The organism is Stenotrophomonas sp. Steno-Z4, from assembly GCF_056393145.1.
Genome location: NZ_JBWJPC010000005.1, coordinates 207,093 through 230,970 on the forward strand (window position 1 = coordinate 207,093; position 23,878 = coordinate 230,970).

The following is a 23,878-nucleotide window of genomic DNA, read 5'->3' on the forward strand; positions in this document are numbered from 1 at the left end:
TCGGAAACACGGATGACCCACGATAAAGACCTCCCGGGGCGGCTGCGGCCGTCCCCGCTTTCGTTTGCCCTCGCCACGGGCGTCCTGGCACTGCTTGCCCGGCTGCTGTACGTCCAGTGCTTCAGCACGCCCATGCCGTTCTGGGATCAATGGGACGGTGAATGGGCGACCGCGCTGCGGCCATGGCTGGAGGGAACGCTGCAGTGGGACACGCTGCTCTACCCGCACAACGAACACCGGATCCTGCCCACCCGGCTGGTGGCGCTGGCGTCCTACCTGGTGACCGGCGAGTGGAACAACGTCTACGAAGCACGCATCACGGCCGTGCTGTTCTGTTTTATTCCCGCCCTGCTGGTATGGCAGGCAACGCGCGATGAGGCATCGGCAGGCAAACGCTGGCTGATGATGCTGATGGTGCTGCTGCTGTCGGTGCTGCCGTTCGCCCGCGAAAACTTCCTGGTTGGTTTCCAGAGCCAGTTCTACTTCCTGATCCTGTCCAGCGTGGTTGCCATTGCCCTGGTGGCCAGGCATCACCAGCGCCCCGGCGCGTTGCTCGCTGCGATTGCATTGAGCGTGCTGGCGATCGTCACCATGGCCTCGGGCCTGCTGACGGCGGTCGCCGCGGGCGCGGTCTGCGTGCTTGCCTGTCTGTGCCTGCCGGGGCGGCGCGCGCCGGCACTGGCCGCCACGGCCGCGCTGGCGGTCATCGCGGTGGTCGCCTACCTGCTGTTGCCGATACCCGCGGCGCATAGCGGGATGCGCGCGCAAAGCGTGGGCGAACTGCTGCTGGCGGCCAGCCATGTCCTGGCATGGCCCGGGCGCTCCAACGGGCTGTTCGTGATCGTCTGGCTGCCTTCGGTGGTGATGGTCTCGCGCATGCTGATCCTGCGCAAAGCAAGCCCGACCGCGCTGTTCATGGCCGGGTTGTGCATCTGGTCGGCCCTGCAGGCGCTGTCGATCGGCTACGGACGCGGTCACGACGGCATGCATCCGCCCGCGTCGCGTTACACCGAGCTGCTGGTGCCGGGCGTGGTCGGCAACGCCTGGTTCGCGCTGCAGCTGTGGGGCCTGCTGTCGACGCCGTCGCCGCGTCGCATCGCGGCGCGGTCGGTGGTGGTGCTGTTTGCCTTGCTGTTCGCAGGCGGCTCGCTGAGCCAGGTTTCCAAGGACATCAAGCGGGCGAAGGCATTCAAGGTGGCAAGCGAGCTGCAGCAGGCCAACGTGGTGCGTTACCTCGCCAGCGGTGACCCGAAGGCACTGGAGGTAGGCGACTTCGAGTTGCCCTATCCCGATGCCGAACAGCTGAAGCGGCACCTGGACCACCCGGAACTTCGCCGGATCCTGCCCGCCGTCGTACGCGAGCAGGTGTCTTCGCACTGAGCGTGCCGTTGCGGCATGCTCAGCTGCGCCCGTAGGTATCCTCAAACCGCACGATGTCGTCCTCACCCAGGTAGCTGCCCGACTGCACCTCGATCAGCTCCAGCGGCAGCTTGCCTGGATTGCGCAGCCGGTGGGTGACGCCCAGCGGAATGTAGGTGCTCTGGTTTTCGCCCAGCAGGATCACCTCGTCGCCGCGGGTCACTTCGGCGGTGCCACTGACCACCACCCAGTGCTCGGCGCGGTGGTGGTGCATCTGCAGGCTAAGCGTGCCGCCCGGTTTGACGGTGATGCGCTTGACCTGGAACCGTTCGCCGTTGTCGATCGAATCGTAGGCACCCCACGGGCGGTACACCTTGCGGTGCCAGGTGGCTTCGGGCCGTTGCTCGGCCTTGAGCCGGGCCACCACCTGCTTGATCTCCTGCATGCGGTCGCTGCGGCCCACCATCACCGCATCGTCGGTCTCCACCACGATCACATCGTCGAGCCCGACCAGCGCGATCAGGCGCTCGCCGTAGGCGTAGGTGTTCCGGCAGTCGATGGCGATGACATCGCCGTGGTGGGCATTGCCATCGGCGTCCTGCGCCGATACGTCGCGCAGCGCGGTCCACGAGCCCACATCGTTCCAGCCCGCGTCCAGCGGCACCACCACGGCATCGGCAGTTTTTTCCATCACCGCGTAATCGATGGAATCTGCCGGCACCGCGGCAAAGGCGTCCTTGTCGAGGCGGGTGAAGTCGGTGTCGCGCCGTGCCAGCTGCCAGGCATTGCGGCTGGCGGCCAGCATGTCCGGTTGGAACAGCTCCAGCTCGGCCAGGTAGCGGGAGGCCTTGAACAGGAACATGCCGCTGTTCCAGAAGTACTCGCCCGACTCGACGTACTGCCGTGCGGTGTCTGCGTCAGGTTTCTCGACAAACCGGTCGACCGCCCGCACCGCGCCGCCCGAGGAGGCCTTGATGTAGCCATAGCCGGTCTCCGGCCCGGTCGGCACGATGCCGAACGTGACCAGCTTGCCCTCCTGCGCGGCAGGCAGGGCGCTCAGCACCGCCGCGCGGAAGGCCGCTTCATCGGCGATCACGTGGTCCGATGGCAGTACCAGCAGCACCGGGTCGCCGTCTTCCAGGGTGGCTTCCAGTGCGGCCACTGCGATGGCCGGCGCGGTGTTGCGACCGACTGGTTCCAGCAGGATCGCCTGCGGCTCCACGCCCAGCTGCTGCAGCTGTTCGGCGGCAACAAAGCGGTGCTCTTCGTTGGCCACCACCAGCGGCGCCCGGCCGGCGATTGGCGCGACACGCTGCCACGTGGCCTGCAGCATGGTCTGCTCACCGGCCAGTGCCAGGAACTGCTTGGGGTAGGCTTCGCGCGACAGCGGCCACAGCCGCGTGCCGGAACCGCCAGACAGGATGACCGGAAGGATGTCGTTCATCAGGCTGTGCCTCAGGATGCCTTGAGCAGCTGGGAGATCTCATCGGTGCGCTGCTGCAGCAGTGCCGCATCGCCTCGCGATTCCACGTTCAGGCGCAGCAGCGGCTCAGTGTTGGAGCTGCGCAGGTTGAAGCGCCACTGGCCGAAATCCGCGCTGATGCCATCGGTATGGTCAAGGGTCGGGCCGTGCGCGGCGAAGTGCTCCATCACCCGCGCCACCGCCAGCTTGGCGTCGCTGACCTTGAAGTTGATCTCGCCGCTGCAGGGGAACTTCTGCATGCGTTCTTCGACCAGGTCGGCCAGCGAAAGCCCGGTTTCGGACACCAGCGCGGCAATCAGCAGCCACGGAATCATGCCGGAATCAGCGTATGCGAACTCACGGAAGTAATGGTGCGCGCTCATTTCGCCGCCATACACGGCATCCTCGGCACGCATCTTTTCCTTGATGAAGGCATGCCCGCTCTTGCACAGCACGGCCTGGCCACCGGCATCTTCCACCATCTCCACGGTGTTCCACAGCAGACGCGGGTCGTGGACCACCTTGCCGCCGGGCTGGCGGGCCAGAATGGCCTTGGCCAGGAGGCCGACCAGGTAATAGCCTTCAATGAAACGGCCGGTGTGGTCGAAGAAGAAGCAGCGGTCGAAATCGCCATCCCAGGCGATGCCGAAGTCCGCACCGTGTTCGAGCACGGCCTGCGCGGTCATCTCCCGGTTCTCGATCAGCAGCGGATTGGGAATGCCGTTCGGGAAGCTGCCATCCGGTTCGTGGGCGATGCGCACGAATTCAAACGGGAGGTGCGGGGCCAGCAGGTCGACGATGGTGCCGGCGCCGCCATTGCCGGCGTTGACCACCAGCTTCAGGGGCTTCAGGGCGGCGCGGTCGACGTAGCTCAGCAGGTGCTCGATATATGCGCGCTTGTCCGGATGCGACTGGATGCCGGCCTTGGGCTCGGCGGCCGGCGCGGTATCGGCTTCCACGGCATCGGAGATGGCGAACAGGCCGGTGTCCGAACTGATCGGCCGGGCCTGCTGCTTGACCAGCTTCATGCCGTTGTAGTCCATCGGGTTGTGGCTGGCGGTGACCATCACCCCGCCGGCCGCCTTCAGGTGATCCACCTGGAAGTAGACCTCCTCGGTACCGCACAGCCCGATGTCCAGCACCTCGCGCCCGGCACCACGCAGGCCGGCGGCCAGGGCGTCCTGCAGGGCGGGGCTGGTCAGGCGCACGTCATGGCCGACCACCACGGTGCCTGGCTCCAGCTGGGCCGCCAGCGCCACGCCGATCTTCCGCGCCATATCTTCGTTCAGCTCGTCCGGCACGCGGCCGCGGATGTCATACGCCTTGAATGCGGGGAGGGTCATCGGGGGTCCTTTCTGTAGTCAGTAGGCGAGTTTAGCCGCTGCGATGTATGGGAAGCGTTTTCAGCCGGGGACGCTACCGGCAATGGCTACAATGGGCCCTTACATCAACGAGGTGAGGGCGTAGATGAGCAAGTCCCCAGACAACGGCCGGCGCGGCAAACGCTTTGCCAGCGCCGCCGACGCGCTGCAGGGTGCGGTGGCCGATGGCCAGACCCTGGCCGTCGGCGGCTTCGGCCTGTGCGGCATTCCCGAGGCGCTGATCGCCGCGCTGCGCGACACCGGGGTCAAGGACCTCACGGTGATCTCCAACAATGCCGGCGTGGACGGCTTCGGGCTGGGCCAGCTGCTGGAAACGCGCCAGATCAAGAAGATGATTTCGTCCTACGTGGGCGAGAACAAGGAATTCGAACGCCAGTACCTGGCCGGTGAGCTGGAGCTGGAGTTCAACCCGCAGGGCACCCTGGCCGAGCGCCTGCGGGCCGGCGGTGCCGGCATTCCCGCCTTCTTCACCGCCACCGGCTACGGCACGGTGGTGGCCGAGGGCAAGGAAACCCGCGAATTCGACGGAAAGCACTACGTGATGGAAACCGCGCTGCGCGCCGACGTGGCGCTGGTCAAGGCGTGGAAGGCCGACGAGGCCGGCAACCTGGTGTTCCGCAAGACCGCGCGCAACTTCAACCCGGCCTGTGCGATGGCCGGCAGGCTGTGCGTGGTGGAAGTGGAAGAAGTGGTGCCGGTGGGCAGCATCGACCCGGACCAGGTGCACCTGCCGGGCATATACGTGCACCGCATCGTGCACAACCCGACCCCGGAAAAACGCATCGAACAGCGCACCGTGCGTGCGGAGGGCAACTGACATGGCATGGACCCGCGATGAAATGGCGCAGCGCGCCGCCCGCGAACTGACCGATGGTGCCTACGTGAACCTGGGTATCGGCCTGCCGACCCTGGTGGCCAACCACATTCCGGACGGCGTGGATGTCTGGCTGCAGTCCGAGAACGGCCTGCTGGGCATCGGCCCGTTCCCCACCGATGCGGAAGTGGATGCGGACCTGATCAATGCCGGCAAGCAGACCGTGACCGCGCGTGCCGGCGCCAGCTACTTCGGCAGCCACGACAGCTTCGCGATGATCCGCGGCGGCCACGTCAACCTGGCCATCCTCGGCGCGATGCAGGTCACCGACCAGGGCGACCTGGCCAACTGGATGGTGCCGGGCAAGATGGTCAAGGGCATGGGCGGCGCCATGGACCTGGTGGCCGGCGTGCAGCGCGTGGTGGTGTTGATGGAGCACACCGCCAAGGGCGGCGAGCACAAGATCCTGCCGGCGTGCACGCTGCCACTGACCGGCGTGGGCGTGGTCGACCGGATCATCACCGACCTGGCCGTGTTCGATGTCACCGACGCGGGCCTGAAGCTCGTCGAAGCGGCACCCGGCGTGAGCGATGAAGAGCTGAAGGAAAAGACCGGCGTCAGCTTCAGCTGACCCGACGCAAGCCTGCCGGCCAACACCGGCAGGCCGACCCTGCCGCGCGCATCGCTCCGGGGCGTCATCGGCGCAATGCTAGAATTTCCGGCTTGGCTGAACCTGGAACGCTGCCGTGATCAAACCCGGGAAGGGGAAATTCTCCGTTCTGCAGCACGGGCTGGTCGGCCTTCTGATCGGCGCGCTGCTGCTGGTGGGGCTGCGTGGCATTGCCAGGGATGTGCACTTCAGTGGCGCCTTGTTGAACCAGGCATTCGTTGCCGATGCCGGTTGGATCCACTCCGTACCGCCGGAAGTGGTGGATGCCCGCACCTTGCTTGCCCAGCATCATGACCGCGGGGTGCCGCTCGCGCTGGGGCCTGGCCTGAAGGACGATTCGCTGCTGCAGCAGCGACTGTGGGAAGGCCTGTATCCCATGCGCCTGCATGAGGCCGACAACGGCCGCATGCTGTGGAAGACGCCCGGACCGCAGCGTCCCGGCTGCACCCGGATTGCAGGGAGTGAGCACCTTGTCCTCGTCGACTGCCACTGATCCCGGCGGCGGTGCCGCGCTGGGCATGCTGGCCGGCGTGCTGGCCTGCTATGCCTTTGCAGCCTTGGGCTGGGTCGGACTGCCGGCGCAGGCCGCGTTCATTGCCGTGCTTGGCTGCGCCGCATGGGCGCTGTCGGCCCTGCGCGATGCCCGCGCGGCATGGATGCTGGGCGTGGTCGGGGTGCTGCTGGTGCTGGCCCTGGGCAGCCCGTCGGATGGGTGGGACCCGCGCTCCATCTGGTTGTTCCATGCCCGGCGCATCTTCCTCGATGGGTCGCTGTACACCCAGCTCGATGGCTATGCGCCTTTCAGCCACAACGATTACCCGTCCCTGGTGCCGGTCTGGATGGCCACCGCGGCGAAGGTGGTGGGCCATTGGAACGAGATCTTCCCCAAGGCCGCGGCTACGCTGCTGTTGCTGCCGGCGCTGTTGTTGATCGCGCGCAGCCTGCGCACCTGGTGGGTGGCCGGGCTGTTCGCCGTGGCCCTGCTGAAGGTCGGTGGCAGCCACCTGGTGGACGGTTACATGGACGCGCTGCTGGCGGTCTACGCGGTAGCAGCGCTGGCTGCCGGGATGCGTGCTGCGCGTGCGCCCGTCAGCGGAAGTGGCTGGTTCGACCTGGCTGCATACGCGGCGGTGTCGGCCATCCTCTGCCTGATCAAGAACGAAGGCGTGGTGCTGGCGGTCATCGTCGCCGTCGGCGTCGTGGCGGTGACCCTGCTGCGCGAGCGGCGCATGGCGTGGGGTATCCCTGCGGCGTTCGCGCTGTCGCTGCTCCCCCTGCTGGCGTGGAAACTGGCGGTCTCCGGTGCACACCTGAGCAACGACCTGGCCGCCAGCGACCTCAGCGGCCAGCTGCTGGCGCGCCTGCCGGATCTGCCGCAAAGCATGCTGATCGTGCAGAAGCTGCTGCGTGGCATCTTCTGGGTGCCGCTGGCGTTGATGCTGGTGCTGTGGTCGCGCACCTGGCGTACGCCGGTCGCGCTGGCCGGACTGGGGGTGGCCGTGGCCTATGCGTGCGTCCTGTACGCCGTGTACCTGGGCACCCCGCACGACCTGGAGTGGCATCTGGCCACGAGCGCGCGCCGGACCGTGCTGCCGGTGCTGCTGCTGTTGATGTATGCATTGCTGGTGATGGTGGACCAGTGGAACCCGGCCGCGTCGCGCGTTGCCGCAGGAGAACGGAATGAACAAGGCAGCTGATGCGTTCGTGGTGGTCACCCCGGTGTACGAAGACCACGTGGCTTCCACCCGGTTGTTCTGCGAACTGGCACGCCTGTACGGCGACCGCGTGTACGTGGTGGCGGTGGACGACGGCTCCATCCGCGAGCCGTTGCAGCCGTCGCAGCTGTCCCGCTCGGGCGTCAGCGGCGTGGTGCTGAAACTGCGCCGCAACGTCGGTCACCAGAAAGCCATCGCGGTAGGGTTGGGGTATGTGGAAGAGAATCTTCCCGACTGCCGGCAGGTGATCGTGATGGATTCCGATGGCGAAGACCTGCCCGAGACCATCGCCACCCTGCTGGACGCGGTGCACAGCGACAAGGTGGATGTTGCGGTGGCGCGGCGCAGGAGCCGGGTCGAGACCCTGCGCTTCCGTGCGTTCTACGTGGTGTACAAGTTCATTTTCCAGCTGCTGACCGGGCGCACGATCAGCTTCGGCAACTTCATGGCGATCAAGGTCGGCGCGCTGCATCGCCTCAATGCCATGCACGAGGTCTGGACGCATGTGGCGGCCGGACTGATCGCCAGCAAGCTGCGCCTGGCCGTCTGCCCGATCGACCGCGGCCCGCGCTATGCCGGGCACAGCAAGATGAACTTCGTGGGGCTCACCCTGCACGGGTTCCGCGCGTTGATGGTGTTCGCCGAGGACGTGCTGGTCCGGGTAGGCCTGATGTGCGTACTGGTCTCTTCCGCTTCGATCGTGCTGGCGGTGGTGGCCACCCTGCTCAAGCTGGCCGGCTACGCTACCCCGGGGTGGTTCTCGATGGCGCTGGGGGTGCTGTTCCTGGTGTTCCTGCAGACCGGCACGCTGACCCTGATGACACTGATGCTCAGTGGCATCGTCCGTGGCAGCATCCAGAAGCCGGGTGCCTACCGCGACTACCTGGCCGGTGTCATCGAGGTTGCCGCCGATGTCGCGCCGCGCTGACCTCCGCCAGCTGCTGCGTTACGTCATCAATGGGCTGGTAGCGACCGGCGTGCACTTCGCGGTGCTGAGCCTGCTGGTGGAAGTGGTGCACGTGCCGTCCAAGGGCGTGGCCAACCTGCTGGCGGCAGCGGTGGCGATCGTGGCATCGTTCCTGGGCAATCGCATCTTCGTGTTCGCCGCCACCCAGGCACGCGCCAGCAAACAGCTGTGGCGGTTCGTGCTGCTGTATGCCGCCATCGCGCTGCTCAATGGCGGGTTGATGGCAATCTGGTCGGACCTGCTGAAATTCGATTACCGCGTGGGCTTCGTGCTGATCAGCATCGTGCAGTTCATCCTCTCGTTCCTGGGCAATCGCCTGCTGGTGTTCAAGCCATGAAAACCATCCTGAAGGCCGCGCTGCTGACGCTGGTCTACATCGGGCTGCTGCTGGTCATCCACTACCTGCACGTGCGCTTCTTCACCGTGGACGTGGTGTTCTACGCGGCCATCGGCGATGCCCTGCTGGCGGCGGTGGCCACCGGCCTGTTGCTGCTGGCCTCGCCCTTCCGTGCGTTCACGCCCGCCGAGCGCGTGCTGCTGGCCCTGGTCTGGCTGCTGGGTGGTTACGCGTTCGCGATCTCTGTGCCGACCGTGATCGATCGCTCGCTGTCGTTCTACATCCTGGAGAAGCTCGACCAGCGCGGTGGGGGCATCCGCCAGGACGCCTTCCAGGACGTGTTCACCAAGGAATACATGGTTGAGCATCGCCTGGTGGACGTGCGCCTGACGGAGCAGGAAAGCTCCGGCACGATCCACATCGAAAACGGCTGCGTGCTGCTGACCGACAAGGGCCGGCGCGTGGCGGGCATGAGCCGCTTCTACCGCCAGCACTTCCTGCCAAAACAGCGCCTGCTGCTGGGCAAGTATTCCGACGACCTGACCGACCCGTTCCGCCACAGCCGCCAGGACGTCACCTACCAGTGCGGCCTCACGAAGCAGCGGCGGTAGAGCGGACTGTCAGTCCGCTGCCTTTCGCGCCAGGAAACAGCCGCCCAACGGGCCGCGCAACCCATATGAAGCAGCCGTCTAACAGACGGCTCTACCGGGATTCGCTCAGCAGATTGTCAAAATATGCAATCGTCCGCCGCAACCCGTCTTCCAGCTTCACCTGAGGCTCCCACCCGCCGAGCCTGCTCTTCGCCAACGTGATATCCGGCTGGCGCTGCATCGGGTCATCCTGCGGCAACGGTTTGAACACCAGCTTCGAGCCCGAGTTGGTCAAGGCAATCACGGTCTCGGCCAGTTCGCGGATGGTCATCTCGGCCGGATTGCCCAGGTTGCAGGGCCCGGTGAAATCCTTGTCGGTGGCCATCAAGCGGATGAAGCCGTCGATCAGATCGTCCACGTAGCAGAACGAACGGGTCTGCTGGCCTTCGCCATAGATGGTGATGTTCTCCCCGCGCAGTGCCTGCACGATGAAATTGGACACCACGCGTCCATCATTGGGGTGCATGCGCGGGCCATAGGTGTTGAAGATGCGCGCCACCTTGATGTCCAGCCCATGCTGGCGGTGGTAGTCGAAGAACAGCGTTTCCGCGCAGCGTTTGCCTTCGTCGTAGCACGAACGCGGACCGATCGGGTTGACGTTGCCCCAGTACTCCTCGCGCTGCGGGTGCACGCTCGGGTCGCCGTACACCTCGCTGGTGGAGGCCTGGAAGATCCGGCAGTCCAGCCGCTTGGCCAGACCCAGCAGGTTGATCGCCCCGTGTACCGAGGTCTTGGTGGTCTGTACCGGGTCATGGCTGTAGTGCACCGGCGAAGCCGGGCAGGCCAGGTTCCAGATCTCGTCCACCTCGATGTACAGCGGGAAGGTCACATCGTGGCGCAGGAACTCGAAATGCGGGTTCGGCAGCAGGTGGGCGATATTGCGCTTGGTGCCGGTGAACAGGTTGTCCGCGCACACCACTTCGTGGCCCTGGTCGAGCAGGCGCTCGATCAGGTGCGAACCCAGGAAACCGGCGCCCCCGGTAACCAGGACGCGCTTGCTGCTGTCGTGACTTCTCATTGCTGATCCTTTGCGGGTGGCCGGCGATTGTAGGCCGCTCAGCCTGGCCGGGCGTAGGGGTAGGCTGCTGCATCCGTCCCGGCGGTGCCGCCCAGTGCGGTGACGGTATCGCAGATGCGGAACCCGGCGGCGTTGACGGTGGCGCCGGTCAGCCGTTCCAGCGCGTGCGCAAGCGTGCCGTCGATCTGCCCCCGCTCGGTATCGAACTCGCTGGGTGAGAGGTGCGCGTCCAGCAACGGCCGCAGCGCGGCCAGCCGGACCCAATACATGCTGCCGGCGGCGAACACGGCATCGTTCTTCGCCGCGGGCAGGCCCAGGCGGGCATGCAGGTACGCCAGTGCCTCTGCGTTGCCGCCGACATAGTCGGCGGCGTTCAGCAGATGCCCCGCGGGCGCGACCAGGCCCAGTCCGGGGTCCGCCTGGAAGGCGGCCACCATGGCGCGCGCACGCTCGCCACCCAGCAGCGCGCCGAGCATGTCCTGCCGCCACTGGTTGCCGTTGTCGCGGTGGGTCGAACGCTTGGTGTGCAGCTTCAGAACCAGATCTTCGTTCTCGTTCAACAGCCGGTCGGCAACGTGCAGGAAGGGAAGGATGTCGCGGCCATGGTTGTCGTACGCCAGGATTTCGGCGGCGGTGCCCACCTGTTGCAGCATCGCCTGCACCGCCTCCACGCGGTCCGGCGCGGTGGTGACCAGCAACCGGGCTTCGATGCCGCTGGCAGCGACCTGCTGCAGCAATTCTTCCAGCACCTCCAGGTACCAGGCATGGATCACCACGCAGGGGCGGCGCGGCGCAGGCTGGCGGGTCTGCAGGGCGCGCCGGGTGGCGGCCAGCCACGCGTGACCCAGGCGCTGGTCCGGCTCCAGAACGGCGCTTTCGGCCCATTCGTTCCAGGCGTTGATGAAGACCAGGCGCTGGTCAACCGGCGTATCGGCCAACCGGCCGTGGATGGTGGCGTGCAGCCAGTCGCCATAGGCGCGCGGTGATGCATGCAGCAGCACCCGGCCGCGGCCGGGGCGGCGTGCTTCGTTGTCCCACCCCGGGTTGACGCCGGGATGCAGGCGGTAAGGCCGCGCGGGGGAAGCCAGGCTTTCTGCGGCCAGCTCGCGCCAGTCGCGCACATCACCTGCATAGTCGGGGTTGATCAGGAGCTGGTTGGCCGACAACGAGGTCGGGTTGACCACGTTCGGCGGGAACTCCACGGCGGAATCGAAGCCGATCTCGCGGGGGTCGGGCCGCTCGAAACTCTGCACGTAAGCCAGGTGGATCTCGCCAATGTCGTGGTTGCGGCACCAGTCGCGCCAACGTTGTGCGGTCGCCTTGGGATCGGGCAGCAGCTGCGGGCGATACACCAGCAGCATAGGGCTGCCATCCACTTTCAATGCGCGGCGGTCGCGCAGGTATTCGGCGACGTGGGCAATGAACGCCAGGTCGTCTTCCGGCGTGTGCTGCTGGCCGATCAGCACGTCGTGGTTGCGCCCGTCCCAACGGCGGGTCCAGTTTTCATTGGCCCAGCACAGACAGAACGGCAGCGCGATGCTGGCGTCGGCCAGCCACTGGCGCAGCGGTGACTCCATCAGGGTCTGGCCGGAGAACCAGTAGAAGTAGAAGCAGAATGCGCCGATGCCATGGTCCGTCGCGAGCCGTGCCTGGTCGCGCATCACCTGCGGGTTGCGCAGGTCATAGAACCCCAGGTCGGCCGGCAGCCGTGGCTGGACATGGCCTTCGAACTGGGGCAGGGCGCGGGTGACATTGCGCCATTCGGTGAAGCCGGTGCCCCACCACGCGTCGTTCTGTGCGAACGGATGGAACTGGGGCAGGTAGAACGCCACCAGCGTCGCCGGCAGCGGCGAGGGCAGGGTGCCCGAGAGCCCGGCCGGCACATGGCCGATGGCCGCCTCGTCCGCCCGCACCAGTGCACGCCCGCTTCGGCGAGCTGCCCGTACCTGACCGCGCGGCGGTGGCGGACTCCAGTCGCCCACCCGGCTCAATGCCCGGTTGCGCAGCCGGTCGCGGGTGGCCTCGGGCAGCGGCAGGCGGCGGAACACCGCGCGCATGAAGGCGAATGCCTGCTGCCGGATGCGGGAGGCGGCGCTCATGGGGTCCGGGGCGGCAGCAGGGGCAGGGTCATTCAAGGGTCGCGTGGCAGGTGACACCCGGCATTGTCTTGCAACACACCGCGCGGGGGCAAACCTGCCAATGCGGGGCGTTCACCCTGCCCATTCCCTGCATTTTTCGTACGCCTCCACGCTCTCCCAGGCCTTGCCGTCCGGCGGCGCCGTGATCCGGCCCATCAGCTCCCGGGTCTTGGGCTTGTCCAGCGCGCGGCAGGCGAAGAAAGCGAAGTTCTGCAGGTTCCAGTCGGTGGGATACCGGGCCAGCACATCGTCGATGCCCCGGCGCATCAGTGGCCAGTCCACGTAGGAGTCGGTGAACAGATCGCTCCCGTACTGGTTCTGCGACGCTACCCAGTAGATCCGCGTGTACAGGGCGGCGCGGTCCTTGCGGCGGACCTTCTTCAGCGCGTGCCGTGCAAAGGACTCGATGGCTTCGGCACTGCCACCCCATTTGGGCGAGAAGTTGTTCACGGCGCCGAAGTAAAGCGGGTAAAAGCGCGGATACCGTGCCACGGCCTCATCGAATATCGCCATGTAGGTCGCATCATCCATGCTGTCGCGCTGCCCCAGTCGCAGCGTCAGCTCGTACCAGTAGGGATCGCGCGCGGCAACCGATTTCTGCTTGCCGATGAACGCGAAGGCTTCGGCATTCTGCCGACGGAACGCTTCCCAGCGGTCAGGCGGCACGGTTCGGACGTAGCCGCCGCCGCGGTAGCTCCAGGCGGTGTTGGCCAGCAGCTGCGCGGTAACCAGGCGCGGCGTCGGCGAATCCGGATAGGCGTTCCACCATGCCTCCGCCAGCGCGGCGCGGTCGTTCCAGATGACAGCGTCCCTATCGCGGGTGTTGAAGTAGTTCGACACGCCGTCGTAGTACTGGGTCAGCATGAAGACGCCACTGCCGGTACGTGCTTCGGTGCTGCGATATTGCTCGGCCAATGCTTCCAACGTCTCGAAGTCGCGGGCTTCCATCAGCGCGCCGACCATCGTCATTACCTCCGCCCGCTCGGCGTGTTCATCGGCGCGTACGGGCACGACCGGCACCACCCCGACAAGCAGAACCACGGCTGCAATCCATCTCTGGAACATCGACATCGCCCCCCTGGCGATCAACAGCCGTCGAGTGTAGCCGAGGCCGGTCCGGCGCATGCGGCGCGATCCGGGCCATGCTAGCGTTCCGCCATGGACCTCCACCTCCCCGACGCCCAGGTGCACTGGCACCGCCACTGGTTGGCCGCCGCCGAGGCGGACGCCCTGCAGCGCCAGCTGCGCGGCGAGGTGCCGTGGGACGTGCACAGGATCAAAATGTTCGGCAGGCAGGTGGATTCACCACGGCTGAGCTGCTGGATGGGTGACCCGGCGGCCCGTTACCGCTATTCGGGCACCGACTTCGTGCCGCACGCCTGGCATCCCGCGTTGGTCCCGCTCCGCGACGCCTTGGGCCAGTTCTGCGGCCAGCCGTTCAACAGCGTGCTGCTCAACTGCTACCGCGACAACGACGACGGCATGGGCTGGCACAGTGACAACGAACCCGAACTGGGACCCACGCCGGTGATCGCCTCGCTCAGCCTCGGCGCCGCCCGCCGGTTCCTGCTGCGCCGACGCGATGACCATGCGCGCAAGGCGGAGGTCACCCTGGGTCATGGCGACCTGCTGGTGATGGGCGGGCGCACGCAGACCTTCTACCAGCACGCCCTGCCAAAAAGCGCCCGGCCCTTGGCCGAACGCATCAACCTCACGTTCCGTTGGATCAACGCAACCGCGTCGGGATGACTGCGGCCGTGTGGCTGTCGGCCTGGCCGGTGGTGAGGGTCCACCCGACCAGTTCGGTGGTGACCGCCTGGAGGCCCTGCTCGAGCGCCCGGGCCACATCGCCGGTGGCGGTGCTGCCTACCGGCTGTTCCTGGCGGAACGTGCGGTCGGCGACCACGCGCTGGTCGATCACGTGGATCAGCTTGGCGTTGATCTCGATGAAAGCGGTCGGGGTCGGCTGGCCGCGGTAATCGGATTCGAAACGGCGTACATCCAGCGCCAGCTTGTAGTCGGCGCGGATGCCGGTGGTGGCACGCGCCACGCCGGTGATGCGGCCGGAATCCTCGAACGCGCGCACCAGCGCGTCGTCGACCATGTCGGTGGCGGGCTGCGCCCAGCTCACGCCCTTGTACACCTCAAGCTCGCCCGGGTTCGGCCGCACGTTGATGCGCGGGCTGTCGACCACGCGCGCGGCGGTCGGCTTGACCAGCACCAGCGCCCAGTCGACCTTCGGCCAGGACGGGTCGGGCTGGATCTTCACCACGGGGGAGTAGATGGTGACCTGGCTGCGTTCGCCGCCGCCCAGCAACGAAGAGCAGGCGCCCAGCGCGATCATCAGTGCCGCCGGCAACAGCAGGCGGGGCAGGGAGGCGGGCAGGAGAGGGAAGCGGCTCATTTGGGTTCGAACTCCTTCGGCGCGTCGCGGCCCAGCAGGTAGCGGGCCGGGTTGTTGTCCAGTTTGTCGCTGACCCGGCGCAGGTCGCGGATCAGCCCGCGCAGCTCGGTCAACGTCGGCCCGAGCTGGGCCAGGCCATCGTTGGCGAAGCTGTTGATGGCCGCGCGGTTCTCGCCGAGGATCGAATCGGCACTGCCGGCCGCCGAATCGAGCTTGGTCAGGGTGGTTTCCAGCTTGTCCAGGATCGGCGGCAACTGCTGCACCAGGTTGGTGTCCAGGCGCTGGATGGTGCCGTTGGTGGTCTTCAGCGTGCTGTCCAGGCTGCGCGCGGCATCACGCGCGCTGAGCAGCAGCGCCTGGGTGCCCTGGTCGCGGTCGGCCAGGCCGCCGCTGATGGTTTCCAGGTTGGCCAGGGTGGCGTTGATGCTGGCCACGTTGCGGTCGCTCAGCACCTGGTCCATGCGCTCGACGATGCGGTTGGCTACGTCGGTGATGTTCTGCAGTGCCGATGGCGTGGTCGGGATGATCGGCGCCGGGTCCTTGTTCACCGCGGTCAGCGCCTGCGCCTGCGGCGTGCCGCCGCTGAGCTGGATGATCGACGGCCCGGTCAGGCTGGTGATGGCCAGCTTGGCGCGGGTGTCGGTCTTGACCGGCGTGTTCGAGTTGAGGCGGATCCGCGCGACCACCTGGCGCGGGTCATCCGGCACCAGGTTCAGTTCGGTGATCGAGCCGACCGCGATGCCGTTGTACTGCACCGGGCTGCCCACCGACAGGCCGGTGACGGCCTCGCGGAACACCACCCGGTACTCGGTCCAGGTGCGGTCGGAGGAGTACTTGGCCGCCCACAATCCGAAGGCCAGCAATGCCAGCCCCACGATCAGGGTGAACGCGCCGATCAGTACGTAATTGGCTTTGGTTTCCATGGCTTACTCGCTCTTCTGCTTGGCAGCGCGTGCAGCACGCGCACGCGGTCCGTGGAAATATTCCTGGATCCACGGATGCTCCAGTTGTTCGATCTCATGCAACGGTGCGTTGGCGATCACCTTGTGGTCGGCCAGCACCGCCACCCGGTCGCAGATCGCATACAGGGTGTCCAGGTCATGGGTGATCAGCAGCACGGTCAGGCCCAGCGCTTCCTGCAGGGTCTTGATCAGGCGGTCGAAGGCGGCCGCGCCGATCGGGTCCAGCCCGGCGGTGGGCTCGTCCAGGAACAGCAGGGGCGGGTCCAGCGCCAGCGCGCGCGCCAGGCCGGCGCGCTTGCGCATGCCGCCGGAGAGCTGCGAGGGCAGCTTGTTGATCGCGTCGGCCGGCAGGCCGGCCAGCTTCACCTTCAGCAGGGCCAGTTCGTAGTGCCAGCGCTCGGGCAGTTCGCCGTGGTGTTCCTTCAGCGGCACCTGCACGTTCTCGCCCACGGTCATGGACGAGAACAGCGCGCCATCCTGGAACAGCACGCCGGTGTTGCGTTCGATGTGCAGGCGGTCGGCGCGGTTGTCCGAGCGCGCATCCACGCCCAGCACCTCGATCTCGCCGGCATCGGGATGGCGCAGGCCCAGGATGCTGCGCATCAGCACCGACTTGCCGGTACCCGAACCGCCCACCACGCCCAGGATCTCGCCGCGGCGCACCTCCAGGTCGAGCCCGTCATGCACGGTCTGGCTGCCGAAGCGGTTGGTCAGCCCACGCACGCGGATCGCCAGGCCGTCTTCATCGGCCAGGTCCACGCGGGTGTCTTCATCAGGGGCGGCTGTGGTCGTCATCACCAATCCATGTGCATGAACCACAACGCGGCGAACGCGTCGATGATGATCACCAGCGAGATGGTCTGCACCACGCTGGAAGTGGTGCGCTCACCCACCGACTGCGCGGTGCCTTCCACCTTCAGCCCTTCCAGGCAGCCGATCAGGCCGATCACGGCGGCGAACACCGGCGCTTTGGACAGGCCCACCAGCATGTGCCGCACTTCGATGGTGTCGTGCAGGCGCGCCAGGTACATCTGCGGCGGAATATCCAGGTCGAACGCGCCCACGGTGACGCCACCGGCCAGGCCGGCGATCATCGCCACGAAGGTCAGCAGCGGCAGGGTGATCAGCAGCGCGATCAGGCGCGGCAGCACCAGCAGGTCGACCGGGTCCAGGCCCAGGGTCTGGATGGCGTCGATTTCCTCGCGCGCCTTCATCGAGCCGATCTGCGCGGTGAACGCGCTGGCGGTGCGGCCGGCCAGCACGATCGCGGTAAGCAGCACCGCGAATTCGCGCAGGAAGGCGATGCTGACCAGCTCCACCACGTAGATCTCGGCGCCGAAGTCACGCAGGATGGTCGAGCCCAGGAACGCGATCACCGCACCCACCAGGTAGGACAGCAGCGCCACCAGCGGCACCGCATCCAGCCCCACCTGCTCCATGTGGTGCACGGTGGCGGTAAGTCGGAAACGGCGCGGCTCGCGCAGCAGGCGGCCGCCCTTGACCAGGTTCTCGCCCAGGAAGCTGGCCAGCGCCACGATGTTGTGGCCGGTGGCATGCACGCTGCGACCCAGCCGCTCCAGCGCGGCCAGCACGCCGAAGTCGCGCTTGGCCTTGGGGCGGTCGTCGGCCACTTCTTCGATGGTGCACACCAGCGCGCGGTGGTCCTCGCGGAAGGTCAGTGCATCCTCGGCCAGGTCGGCACGATGGGCCACGCGCAGTACCTGCAGCACGCCAGCCGAATCCAGCTGGGTGATGCCGCTGGCATCGATGCCGGTGACTTTTTCCGGTGCCGCGCGCAGCACTTCGGCCGCGTCCAGCGCGGTGCGCAAGGTCCACTGCCCGGACAACCGGATGAGACCGGGGTCCTGTGGATCCTGTTCAAGTTTGGGAGTCTGGTCTGGCGTCATGGGGCGTCCTCCACGCAGCATAACCTGTCTGCGTGGATGCCAAGTGTGTGTGCGCCCCGACATCGGGTAATACTACGCCGCATGTCTGCCGACGCACCCGCCATTGCCACCCCTCCGGCCACCTACGCACAGCGGGTGGCCTTCGTATCCGAGATCGCCGGACGGCTGCACAGCTACGGCACCACGGCCCAGCGGCTGGAGGCGGCGGTGGTTGCGCTGTCGCAGCGGCTGGACCTGGACTGCGAGCCGTGGTCGAACCCGACCGGGCTGATCCTGAGCTTCAGCGACCCGACCAAGGCCATCGGTTCATCGGACATCACGCGCGTTATCCGGCTGGCACCGGGCGAAAACGACCTGCACAAGCTCAGCATCGCCGACCAGATCACCGAAGCGGTGGCCAACGGCACCATGAGCATCGCCCAGGGCCATACCGCACTGCGGCAGCTGGACAAGGACCCGGGCCGGCGCGGCAAGATCCGCATGATCCTGTCCTACAGCCTGGGCGCGGCCGGCGTGGCCGGGCTGTGGAAACTGCCGTGGCTGGATATCGCCACCGCCGGGGTGATCGGGTTGCTGATCGGGCTGATGACGCTGGTCACCGACCGCCGCCCGGCCAGCCGCGAAGCCAGCGAGGCATTGGCGGCACTGCTGGCCGGTACGGTGGCGGCGCTGGTGGCCTCGTTCGTGGGCGCGCTCAACCTCAATACCGTCATCATCGCGTCGCTGGTGGTGATGCTGCCCGGCATGTCGCTCACCAACGCGGTCAACGAACTGGCCAGCCAGCACTGGGTATCGGGCACCGCGCGGTTTGCCGGCGCCATCACCACCATCCTCAAGCTCACCGTCGGCGCGGTGATCGCGGTGACGCTGTCGGGCATCATCGGGCTGGACCCGGTGGTGCGCGCATCGCGCCCGCAGGCCGACTGGGTGGAATGGAGCGCGCTGCTGATCGCGGCGTTCGCGTTCGCGATGCTGTTCAAGGCCCACCGCCGCGATTACCCGTGGGTGATCGCGGCCTCGGTGGCCGGCTATGCGATCTCCAAGTTTGCCGGCCAGGCGTGGGGCCTGCCGGCCGGCATCTTCATGTCGGCGATGGTGATGACCGCCGCAGGCAACCTGTTCGGCCGCCTGGTGCAGCGACCGGGCGCAATCATCCGCCTGCCCGGCATCATCATGCTGGTGCCCGGCAGCACCAGCCTGCGCGGCGTGCTCACGTTGGTGCAGCAGCAGGACATGAGTGCCGGCCAGACCGTACTGATGACCGTGCTCAACGTGGTAATGGCACTCGTGGCGGGATTATTGTTCGGCAACCTGCTGGTGCCGGCGCGAAAGAATCTGTGAGTTTCTGAGAGTTTCCGAAGGCCTGCTCACGTAACCCCAAAAAAAAACGCCAGCCATCCCGGCCGGCGTTTCAATGCGCGCGCCATCGGCGCATCGCTTACTTCTTGATCAGGAAATCTTCCAGCTTCTTGCCCTTGGTGGTGTGCGCGGCCAGCCAGCGCGGCTGCTTGCCACGTCCGGTCCAGGTTTCCTTCGGGTTGGCCGGGTTGCGGTACTTCGGGGCAACCTTGCCCAGCTTGCGCACGGCCTTGGCCGGTGCTGCGCCGGCGGCCTTGCTGGCGCGGCCGCGGGTGGGGGCGACAACGCCCGCCACTTCTTCCAGGGTGTATCCGTTTGCCTTGGCCAACTTGGTCAGCTGTGCGCGGACCTTGGTGATGGCCGGGCGCTTGGCGACGATCGTCTGCTGCTTCTTGGCGTTCTTGATCAGGGCGCCCAGCTCTTTGGCGGACAAACCACTCAGGTCAATACTCATCAACTGCTCCGGAATCTAAAAATAGAAGGACGGGGTTGAGCCAGTCCTTGGCGCGGCAACAGCATACATTCTCATTTCGAAGATGCACAGCGCGCAGAAATAATCAATGGAAACGGGACAATAAAATGCCGGGATATCCCACCCGGCACTGTCATCACTTCGTCAGCCTGGCCATCAGCGCGTCGCGGTCCAGGCTCTCCGCTTCGCTGGCACTGCGCGCGCGGTACTCGAACGTACCGGCGGCCAGGCCGCGTTCGGACACCACCACCCGGTGCGGCACGCCGATCAGTTCCATGTCGGCGAACATCGACCCCGGGCGCAGCCCGCGGTCGTCCAGTGCGGCATCCAGGCCGGCGGCCTGCAGCTCGGCCAGCAGTTCGGCAGCGGCACTGGCCACGGCGTCGTCCTGCTTGGGGTTGATCACGCACACCACCACCTGCCACGGCGCCATCGCGTCGGGCCAGATAATGCCGGCATCGTCATGGTTCTGTTCGATCGCCGCGGCAACGATGCGCGAGATGCCGATGCCGTAGCAGCCCATCGCCATCACCGCGGCCTTGCCGTTTTCGTCCAGCACGGTGGCATTCAACGCCTGCGCATACTGGCGGCCGAGCTGGAACACGTGGCCTACTTCGATACCGCGTGCCACGCGCAGTTCGCCACCATCGGCGGCACGGTCGCCTTCCTTCGCATTGCGGATGTCGGCCACTTCCGGCTCGGGCAGGTCACGGCCCCAGTTGACGCCGGCAATATGGAAACCGGCTTCGTTGGCGCCGATGACGAAATCGGCCATCGCGGCGACGTCGCGATCGGCCACGATGCGGATCGGCTTGGCCGGATTGAGCGGGCCCAGGAAGCCCGGTTCGCTGCCGAGGTGCGTGGCGATTTCCGCCTCACCGGCCATGCGGTAGCCCTGCAGGCCCTGGACCTTGCCCAGCTTGATCTCGTTGACGTCGTGGTCGCCGCGCACCAGCGCCAGCACGAAGCCGGCTTCGGTCATGATCGCGATCGACTTGACGGTACGCTCCAGGCCCAGGCCGAGCAGGGCGGCGACCGCCTCGCAGGTTTTCTGGGTGGGGGTGTCGACCTTGCGCAGCGCTTCGCTGGCGGCCGGGCGCGGGCCCGGGGCAGCGGCGACGGCGGCTTCCATGTTGGCCGCGTAATCGGAGCCGGTGGAGAACACCAGCGCGTCTTCGCCGGAATCAGCGATGACGTGGAATTCCTGCGAGGCGTCGCCGCCGATCGCGCCGGAATCGGCCTGCACCATGCGGAAGTCCAGGCCCAGGCGGGTGAACACGCGGGCGTACGCCGCCTTCATGTTCTCGTATTCGCGTACCAGGCAGGCGTCGTCCAGGTGGAAGGAATAGGCATCCTTCATCAGGAACTCGCGCGCGCGCATCACGCCGAAGCGCGGGCGGATCTCGTCGCGGAACTTGGTCTGGATCTGGAAGAAATTCACCGGCAGCTGCTTGTAGCTGTTCAGTTCCTGGCGCGCGAAATCGGCGGCGGCCTCTTCAGCGGTGGGGCTGTAGCAGAACACCTGCTCCTTGCGGTCCTTGATCTTGAGCAGCTGCGGGCCGAACTTTTCCCAGCGCCCGGTGGCCTCCCACAGGTCCTTGGGCTGGATGGTCGGCACCTGGAACTCAATGGCGCCGGCACGCTCCATTTCCTCGCGCACGATGCGCTCGACCTTGCGCAGCACGCGCAGGCCCAGCGGCGACCAGATATACAGCCCCGAGGCGAGCTTGCGGATCATGCCCGCGCGCAGCATCAGCCGGTGGCTGGTCAGCTCGGCGTCGCCGGGGGTTTCCTTGGTGGTGTGCAGGTGGAACTGGGAGAGGCGCATCGTCGGCTTCGCTGAACGGCTGGGAGGCAATATTCTGCCAGCCCGGCCGGCGACGTGCCCAATCCGCCGCAATTCCACCGCCCCTCCGGTAGCCCCCGACCGTTGGTCGGGGGGAGACCGGTCAGGCCGCAGGCTTGCAGTACGCCTTGATGCCGGCTTCGGCCAAGGTCTTCTGCGCTTCGCGCTGGCCGTCATCCAGCGGGGTATCCGGCTTGCCGTCGCCATTGGTGTCCTGCAGTACCGCGCCCTTGCCGTTGAGCAGGGACAGGTTGGTGCGGGCGGTGGTGCAGTCGGCCGATTCGGCGGCGGCGGGCTCGGCTGCCGCAGTGCGGCCGGCCGGGTCGCGGGTCTGGATCTTGCGCTCTTCGGCCTTCTGGCCGGTGGGCGGCTTCTCCGAATACTGGGTCACGCCGTTGGCGTCCTTCCATTTGTAGACGGTTCCGGCGCTGGCCGAAGCGCTGGCAAGCAGCAGCAGGCAGCACACGAGGGGCAGGGCACGCATGGCAACTCCGGGCAGCGGGGGACAGAGGCGCGATTGCAGCATTCCCGCCCCGTGCTGGCAAGCCTCCCCCCAAACCGGGCCGCAGCCACTAAACTGGCGGGCATGGATCAGATGAAACCCCCGCCGCGCTCGCGCAGCATTTATTTGCTGCCCAACCTGTTCACTACCGCCGGCCTGTTCGCCGGGTTCTACGCGATCATCGCGGCGGCCAACGGCGATTTCGTCAATGCCGCCATCGCCGTGTTCGTGGCGGCGGTGATGGACGGCCTGGATGGCCGGGTGGCGCGCCTGACCGGGACCAGCAGCGAGTTCGGCGTGCAGTACGACTCGCTGGCCGACCTGGTCAGCTTCGGCATGGCCCCGGCGCTGGTGATGTACCACTGGTCGCTGTCGTGGCTGAAATTCGACGACCCCGTCCTGGGCCGGGTCGGCTGGGCGGTGGCGTTCCTGTATGCCGCATGCGCGGCGCTGCGCCTGGCCCGCTTCAATACGCAGGTCAGCGTGGTCGACAAGCGCTGGTTCATCGGCCTGGCCAGCCCGGCCGCGGCCGGACTGATGATGTCGTTCGTGTGGGCCTTCGCCGATGGCCAGCTGGGCTGGGATGGCAATGAGCTGCGCTACGTGGCGCTGGCCGTGACCCTGGTGGCAGCGCTGCTGATGGTGAGCCGGATCCGCTTCTGGAGCTTCAAGGGCAGCGGCGAGAAAGGCCCGCGTGCCGATCGCGTGCCGTTCCTGGCGCTGGCGCTGGTGCCGATCGCCATTGCCATCATGGTCATCGACCTGCCGCGCGTGCTGTTCGCGGTCGGCGTGATCTACGCGCTGTCCGGGCCGGTCAGCTGGCTGTGGCAGCGTACCCGCAAGACGGCCGAGCCCGGCGCGTGAGCAGCCCGGCCGACCCGTCACTGTGGACCCCGGCGCAGCAGTCCTGGCTGCAGGCGATGGGCTACACGGTGTTCGTGGACGGCAATGTTGAACCGGCGCCGGACGCGCAGATCGAACTCGCCGCGGCACCCGCCGCCGACCAGGCACTCCCGCCCGCCCCACGGCGCGACGCACCGTCGCGCATGGAAGACGCACCCCCGCCAGCGCGCGGCAACGCGCCCAGCGACGATGCTCCCGCCCCCCGGCGCCGCACCGCGCCCGCTGCCGAAGCGCCTGCCGCGCCCGTGCGCGCCGGTGCCCGCCGTCCCGCCGTCCGTATGCCGCCGCCGCTGCAGATCGCGCTGCTGCGCGCCTCGGGCTGCAACCCCAATGATCCGGACACCCAGGCGCTGATGGCCGGCTGGAACCTGGACGAACTGCGCGGCAATGCCGCCGCCAAGCGCGCGTTGTGGCCGCAGTTGAGGGCACTGCGCAAGCGGGGCCGCGGGTGAGCGCGGTCAGTTCGCCGCGGCCGATGAGGCTGCGCGCGCTGCGCGAGGTCGACCTGGATGCGGTGATGGAAATCGAGCTGCGCGGGTATCCGTTCCCGTGGACGCGCGGCATCTTCGTCGATTGCCTGCGCGCCGGTTATCCGGCCTTGGCGCTGGACGACGACGGCGTGCTGGTGGGGTATGGGGTGCTGAGCATCGCCGCCGACGAAGCGCACGTGCTCAATGTCTGCATCGATCCGGCCTGCCAGACCCGTGGCCTGGGCCGGCGGCTGTTCCGCGCGCTGGTGAAGCTGGCGCGCGAGCATGGCGCCCACCGGGTGTTCCTGGAAGTGCGCCCGTCCAACACCCCGGCGGTGGCGCTGTACCACAGCGAAGGCTTCAACGAGATCGGCCGGCGCCCACGCTATTACCCCGCGCGCGATGGGCGCGAGGACGCGCTGGTGATGGCGATCGAACTGGTAGACGACGACATCCAGACGATGCCGCCGTTGTAAGTGCCGCCACGCCCTGCGTGGCTGCGAACCGCGGTAGGTGGCGACCGTTGGTCGCCACGCTCCAA

24 protein-coding genes and 1 pseudogene are annotated in these 23,878 nt (G+C 67.1%); 13 read left to right on the top strand and 12 right to left on the bottom strand.

The window, feature by feature from the left end:
* The first annotated feature begins 12 nt into the window (after positions 1 to 12).
* A complete protein-coding gene (locus AC06E7_RS13495) occupies positions 13 to 1,380 on the top strand; it encodes a hypothetical protein (RefSeq protein WP_478065057.1) in 1,368 nt (455 codons plus the stop codon).
* 19 nt (positions 1,381 to 1,399) lie between these two features.
* Here AC06E7_RS13495 and AC06E7_RS13500 read toward each other — a convergent pair whose 3' ends face one another.
* Entirely contained in the window at positions 1,400 to 2,803 is a 1,404-nt protein-coding gene (locus AC06E7_RS13500) for a mannose-1-phosphate guanylyltransferase/mannose-6-phosphate isomerase (RefSeq protein ID WP_068849082.1), read from the bottom strand.
* Positions 2,804 to 2,814: 11 nt separating this feature from the next.
* Entirely contained in the window at positions 2,815 to 4,164 is a 1,350-nt protein-coding gene (locus AC06E7_RS13505; protein WP_478065058.1) for a phosphohexomutase domain-containing protein, read from the bottom strand.
* Positions 4,165 to 4,288: 124 nt separating this feature from the next.
* On the opposite strand from AC06E7_RS13505, the gene AC06E7_RS13510 reads away from it, so the two are divergent.
* From AC06E7_RS13510 to AC06E7_RS13540, 7 genes are all read left to right on the top strand, one after another.
* On the top strand, positions 4,289 to 5,020 hold the full coding sequence (locus AC06E7_RS13510) for a CoA transferase subunit A (protein WP_478065059.1): 732 nt from the start codon (positions 4,289 to 4,291) through the stop codon (positions 5,018 to 5,020).
* Between the two features lies 1 nt (position 5,021).
* Complete coding sequence (locus AC06E7_RS13515) at positions 5,022 to 5,648, top strand: CoA transferase subunit B (protein WP_478065060.1); 627 nt, start codon at positions 5,022 to 5,024, stop codon at positions 5,646 to 5,648.
* 115 nt (positions 5,649 to 5,763) lie between these two features.
* Positions 5,764 to 6,180, top strand: coding sequence for a hypothetical protein (locus AC06E7_RS13520; RefSeq protein WP_478065061.1), 417 nt, complete (start codon positions 5,764 to 5,766; stop codon positions 6,178 to 6,180).
* Positions 6,149 to 7,384, top strand: coding sequence for a hypothetical protein (locus AC06E7_RS13525; protein WP_478065062.1), 1,236 nt, complete (start codon positions 6,149 to 6,151; stop codon positions 7,382 to 7,384). Before AC06E7_RS13520 ends, AC06E7_RS13525 begins: the two co-directional genes overlap by 32 nt.
* Positions 7,368 to 8,330: a glycosyltransferase gene (locus AC06E7_RS13530; RefSeq protein ID WP_478065063.1), complete on the top strand. Its 963-nt coding sequence runs from the start codon at positions 7,368 to 7,370 to the stop codon at positions 8,328 to 8,330. The genes AC06E7_RS13525 and AC06E7_RS13530 overlap by 17 nt, the downstream gene beginning before the upstream one ends.
* The gene (locus tag AC06E7_RS13535) at positions 8,314 to 8,706 is read left to right on the top strand and encodes a GtrA family protein (RefSeq protein WP_478065064.1); all 393 of its coding nucleotides are present in this window, start codon (positions 8,314 to 8,316) and stop codon (positions 8,704 to 8,706) included. Before AC06E7_RS13530 ends, AC06E7_RS13535 begins: the two co-directional genes overlap by 17 nt.
* Positions 8,703 to 9,317 (top strand): hypothetical protein, encoded by a 615-nt coding sequence (locus AC06E7_RS13540; RefSeq protein ID WP_478065065.1) that lies wholly within the window; start codon positions 8,703 to 8,705, stop codon positions 9,315 to 9,317. Before AC06E7_RS13535 ends, AC06E7_RS13540 begins: the two co-directional genes overlap by 4 nt.
* Before the next feature lie 91 nt (positions 9,318 to 9,408).
* Here AC06E7_RS13540 and AC06E7_RS13545 read toward each other — a convergent pair whose 3' ends face one another.
* From AC06E7_RS13545 to AC06E7_RS13555, 3 genes are all read right to left on the bottom strand, one after another.
* Positions 9,409 to 10,374 (bottom strand): UDP-glucuronic acid decarboxylase family protein, encoded by a 966-nt coding sequence (locus AC06E7_RS13545; protein WP_068849100.1) that lies wholly within the window; start codon positions 10,372 to 10,374, stop codon positions 9,409 to 9,411.
* Positions 10,375 to 10,412: 38 nt separating this feature from the next.
* Positions 10,413 to 12,473, bottom strand: a complete 2,061-nt coding sequence (locus AC06E7_RS13550) for a glycoside hydrolase family 99-like domain-containing protein (RefSeq protein ID WP_478065066.1) — start codon at positions 12,471 to 12,473, stop codon at positions 10,413 to 10,415.
* A 111-nt stretch (positions 12,474 to 12,584) separates the two neighbouring features.
* Positions 12,585 to 13,637, bottom strand: coding sequence for a DUF4034 domain-containing protein (locus AC06E7_RS13555; RefSeq protein WP_478065067.1), 1,053 nt, complete (start codon positions 13,635 to 13,637; stop codon positions 12,585 to 12,587).
* Between the two features lie 33 nt (positions 13,638 to 13,670).
* Between AC06E7_RS13555 and AC06E7_RS13560 the strand changes: the two genes are divergently transcribed.
* Positions 13,671 to 14,261: an alpha-ketoglutarate-dependent dioxygenase AlkB family protein gene (locus AC06E7_RS13560; protein WP_478065068.1), complete on the top strand. Its 591-nt coding sequence runs from the start codon at positions 13,671 to 13,673 to the stop codon at positions 14,259 to 14,261.
* On the opposite strand, the gene AC06E7_RS13565 is transcribed toward AC06E7_RS13560, so the two are convergent.
* Genes AC06E7_RS13565 through AC06E7_RS13580 form a run of 4 tightly spaced genes read right to left on the bottom strand, consistent with a single transcriptional unit; the run spans position 14,239 to position 17,785 of the window.
* Positions 14,239 to 14,916, bottom strand: coding sequence for an ABC-type transport auxiliary lipoprotein family protein (locus tag AC06E7_RS13565; RefSeq protein WP_217538823.1), 678 nt, complete (start codon positions 14,914 to 14,916; stop codon positions 14,239 to 14,241). The genes AC06E7_RS13560 and AC06E7_RS13565 overlap by 23 nt on opposite strands.
* Positions 14,913 to 15,839 carry an MlaD family protein gene (locus AC06E7_RS13570; RefSeq protein ID WP_068849110.1) on the bottom strand — a complete coding sequence of 309 codons (927 nt, stop codon included), beginning with the start codon at positions 15,837 to 15,839 and terminating at the stop codon, positions 14,913 to 14,915. The genes AC06E7_RS13565 and AC06E7_RS13570 overlap by 4 nt, the downstream gene beginning before the upstream one ends.
* Before the next feature lie 3 nt (positions 15,840 to 15,842).
* The gene (locus AC06E7_RS13575) at positions 15,843 to 16,673 is read right to left on the bottom strand and encodes an ABC transporter ATP-binding protein (RefSeq protein WP_478065069.1); all 831 of its coding nucleotides are present in this window, start codon (positions 16,671 to 16,673) and stop codon (positions 15,843 to 15,845) included.
* Positions 16,673 to 17,785, bottom strand: a complete 1,113-nt coding sequence (locus tag AC06E7_RS13580; RefSeq protein WP_068849114.1) for an ABC transporter permease — start codon at positions 17,783 to 17,785, stop codon at positions 16,673 to 16,675. The genes AC06E7_RS13575 and AC06E7_RS13580 overlap by 1 nt, the downstream gene beginning before the upstream one ends.
* Positions 17,786 to 17,866: 81 nt before the next feature.
* On the opposite strand from AC06E7_RS13580, the gene AC06E7_RS13585 reads away from it, so the two are divergent.
* A complete protein-coding gene (locus AC06E7_RS13585; protein WP_068849116.1) occupies positions 17,867 to 19,126 on the top strand; it encodes a threonine/serine exporter family protein in 1,260 nt (419 codons plus the stop codon).
* Positions 19,127 to 19,226: 100 nt separating this feature from the next.
* On the opposite strand, the pseudogene AC06E7_RS13590 reads toward AC06E7_RS13585, so the two are convergent.
* The 3 genes and pseudogenes from AC06E7_RS13590 to AC06E7_RS13600 form a co-directional block, all read right to left on the bottom strand.
* Positions 19,227 to 19,598, bottom strand: a pseudogene (locus tag AC06E7_RS13590) (H-NS histone family protein); the annotation flags it as partial.
* A gap of 154 nt (positions 19,599 to 19,752) precedes the next feature.
* Positions 19,753 to 21,444 (bottom strand): proline--tRNA ligase, encoded by a 1,692-nt coding sequence (locus AC06E7_RS13595; protein ID WP_478065070.1) that lies wholly within the window; start codon positions 21,442 to 21,444, stop codon positions 19,753 to 19,755.
* Positions 21,445 to 21,565: 121 nt separating this feature from the next.
* Positions 21,566 to 21,946, bottom strand: a complete 381-nt coding sequence (locus AC06E7_RS13600; protein ID WP_068849122.1) for a DUF4124 domain-containing protein — start codon at positions 21,944 to 21,946, stop codon at positions 21,566 to 21,568.
* Positions 21,947 to 22,048: 102 nt separating this feature from the next.
* Between AC06E7_RS13600 and pssA the strand changes: the two genes are divergently transcribed.
* From pssA to rimI, 3 genes are read left to right on the top strand one after another with little or no spacing between them, the layout of a single operon-like run.
* Positions 22,049 to 22,828, top strand: coding sequence for a CDP-diacylglycerol--serine O-phosphatidyltransferase (pssA, locus tag AC06E7_RS13605; protein ID WP_068849124.1), 780 nt, complete (start codon positions 22,049 to 22,051; stop codon positions 22,826 to 22,828).
* 56 nt (positions 22,829 to 22,884) lie between these two features.
* The gene (locus AC06E7_RS13610) at positions 22,885 to 23,319 is read left to right on the top strand and encodes a DNA polymerase III subunit psi (RefSeq protein ID WP_217538828.1); all 435 of its coding nucleotides are present in this window, start codon (positions 22,885 to 22,887) and stop codon (positions 23,317 to 23,319) included.
* Positions 23,316 to 23,813, top strand: coding sequence for a ribosomal protein S18-alanine N-acetyltransferase (gene rimI / locus AC06E7_RS13615; RefSeq protein ID WP_068849126.1), 498 nt, complete (start codon positions 23,316 to 23,318; stop codon positions 23,811 to 23,813). The genes AC06E7_RS13610 and rimI overlap by 4 nt, the downstream gene beginning before the upstream one ends.
* Positions 23,814 to 23,878 lie beyond the last annotated feature (65 nt).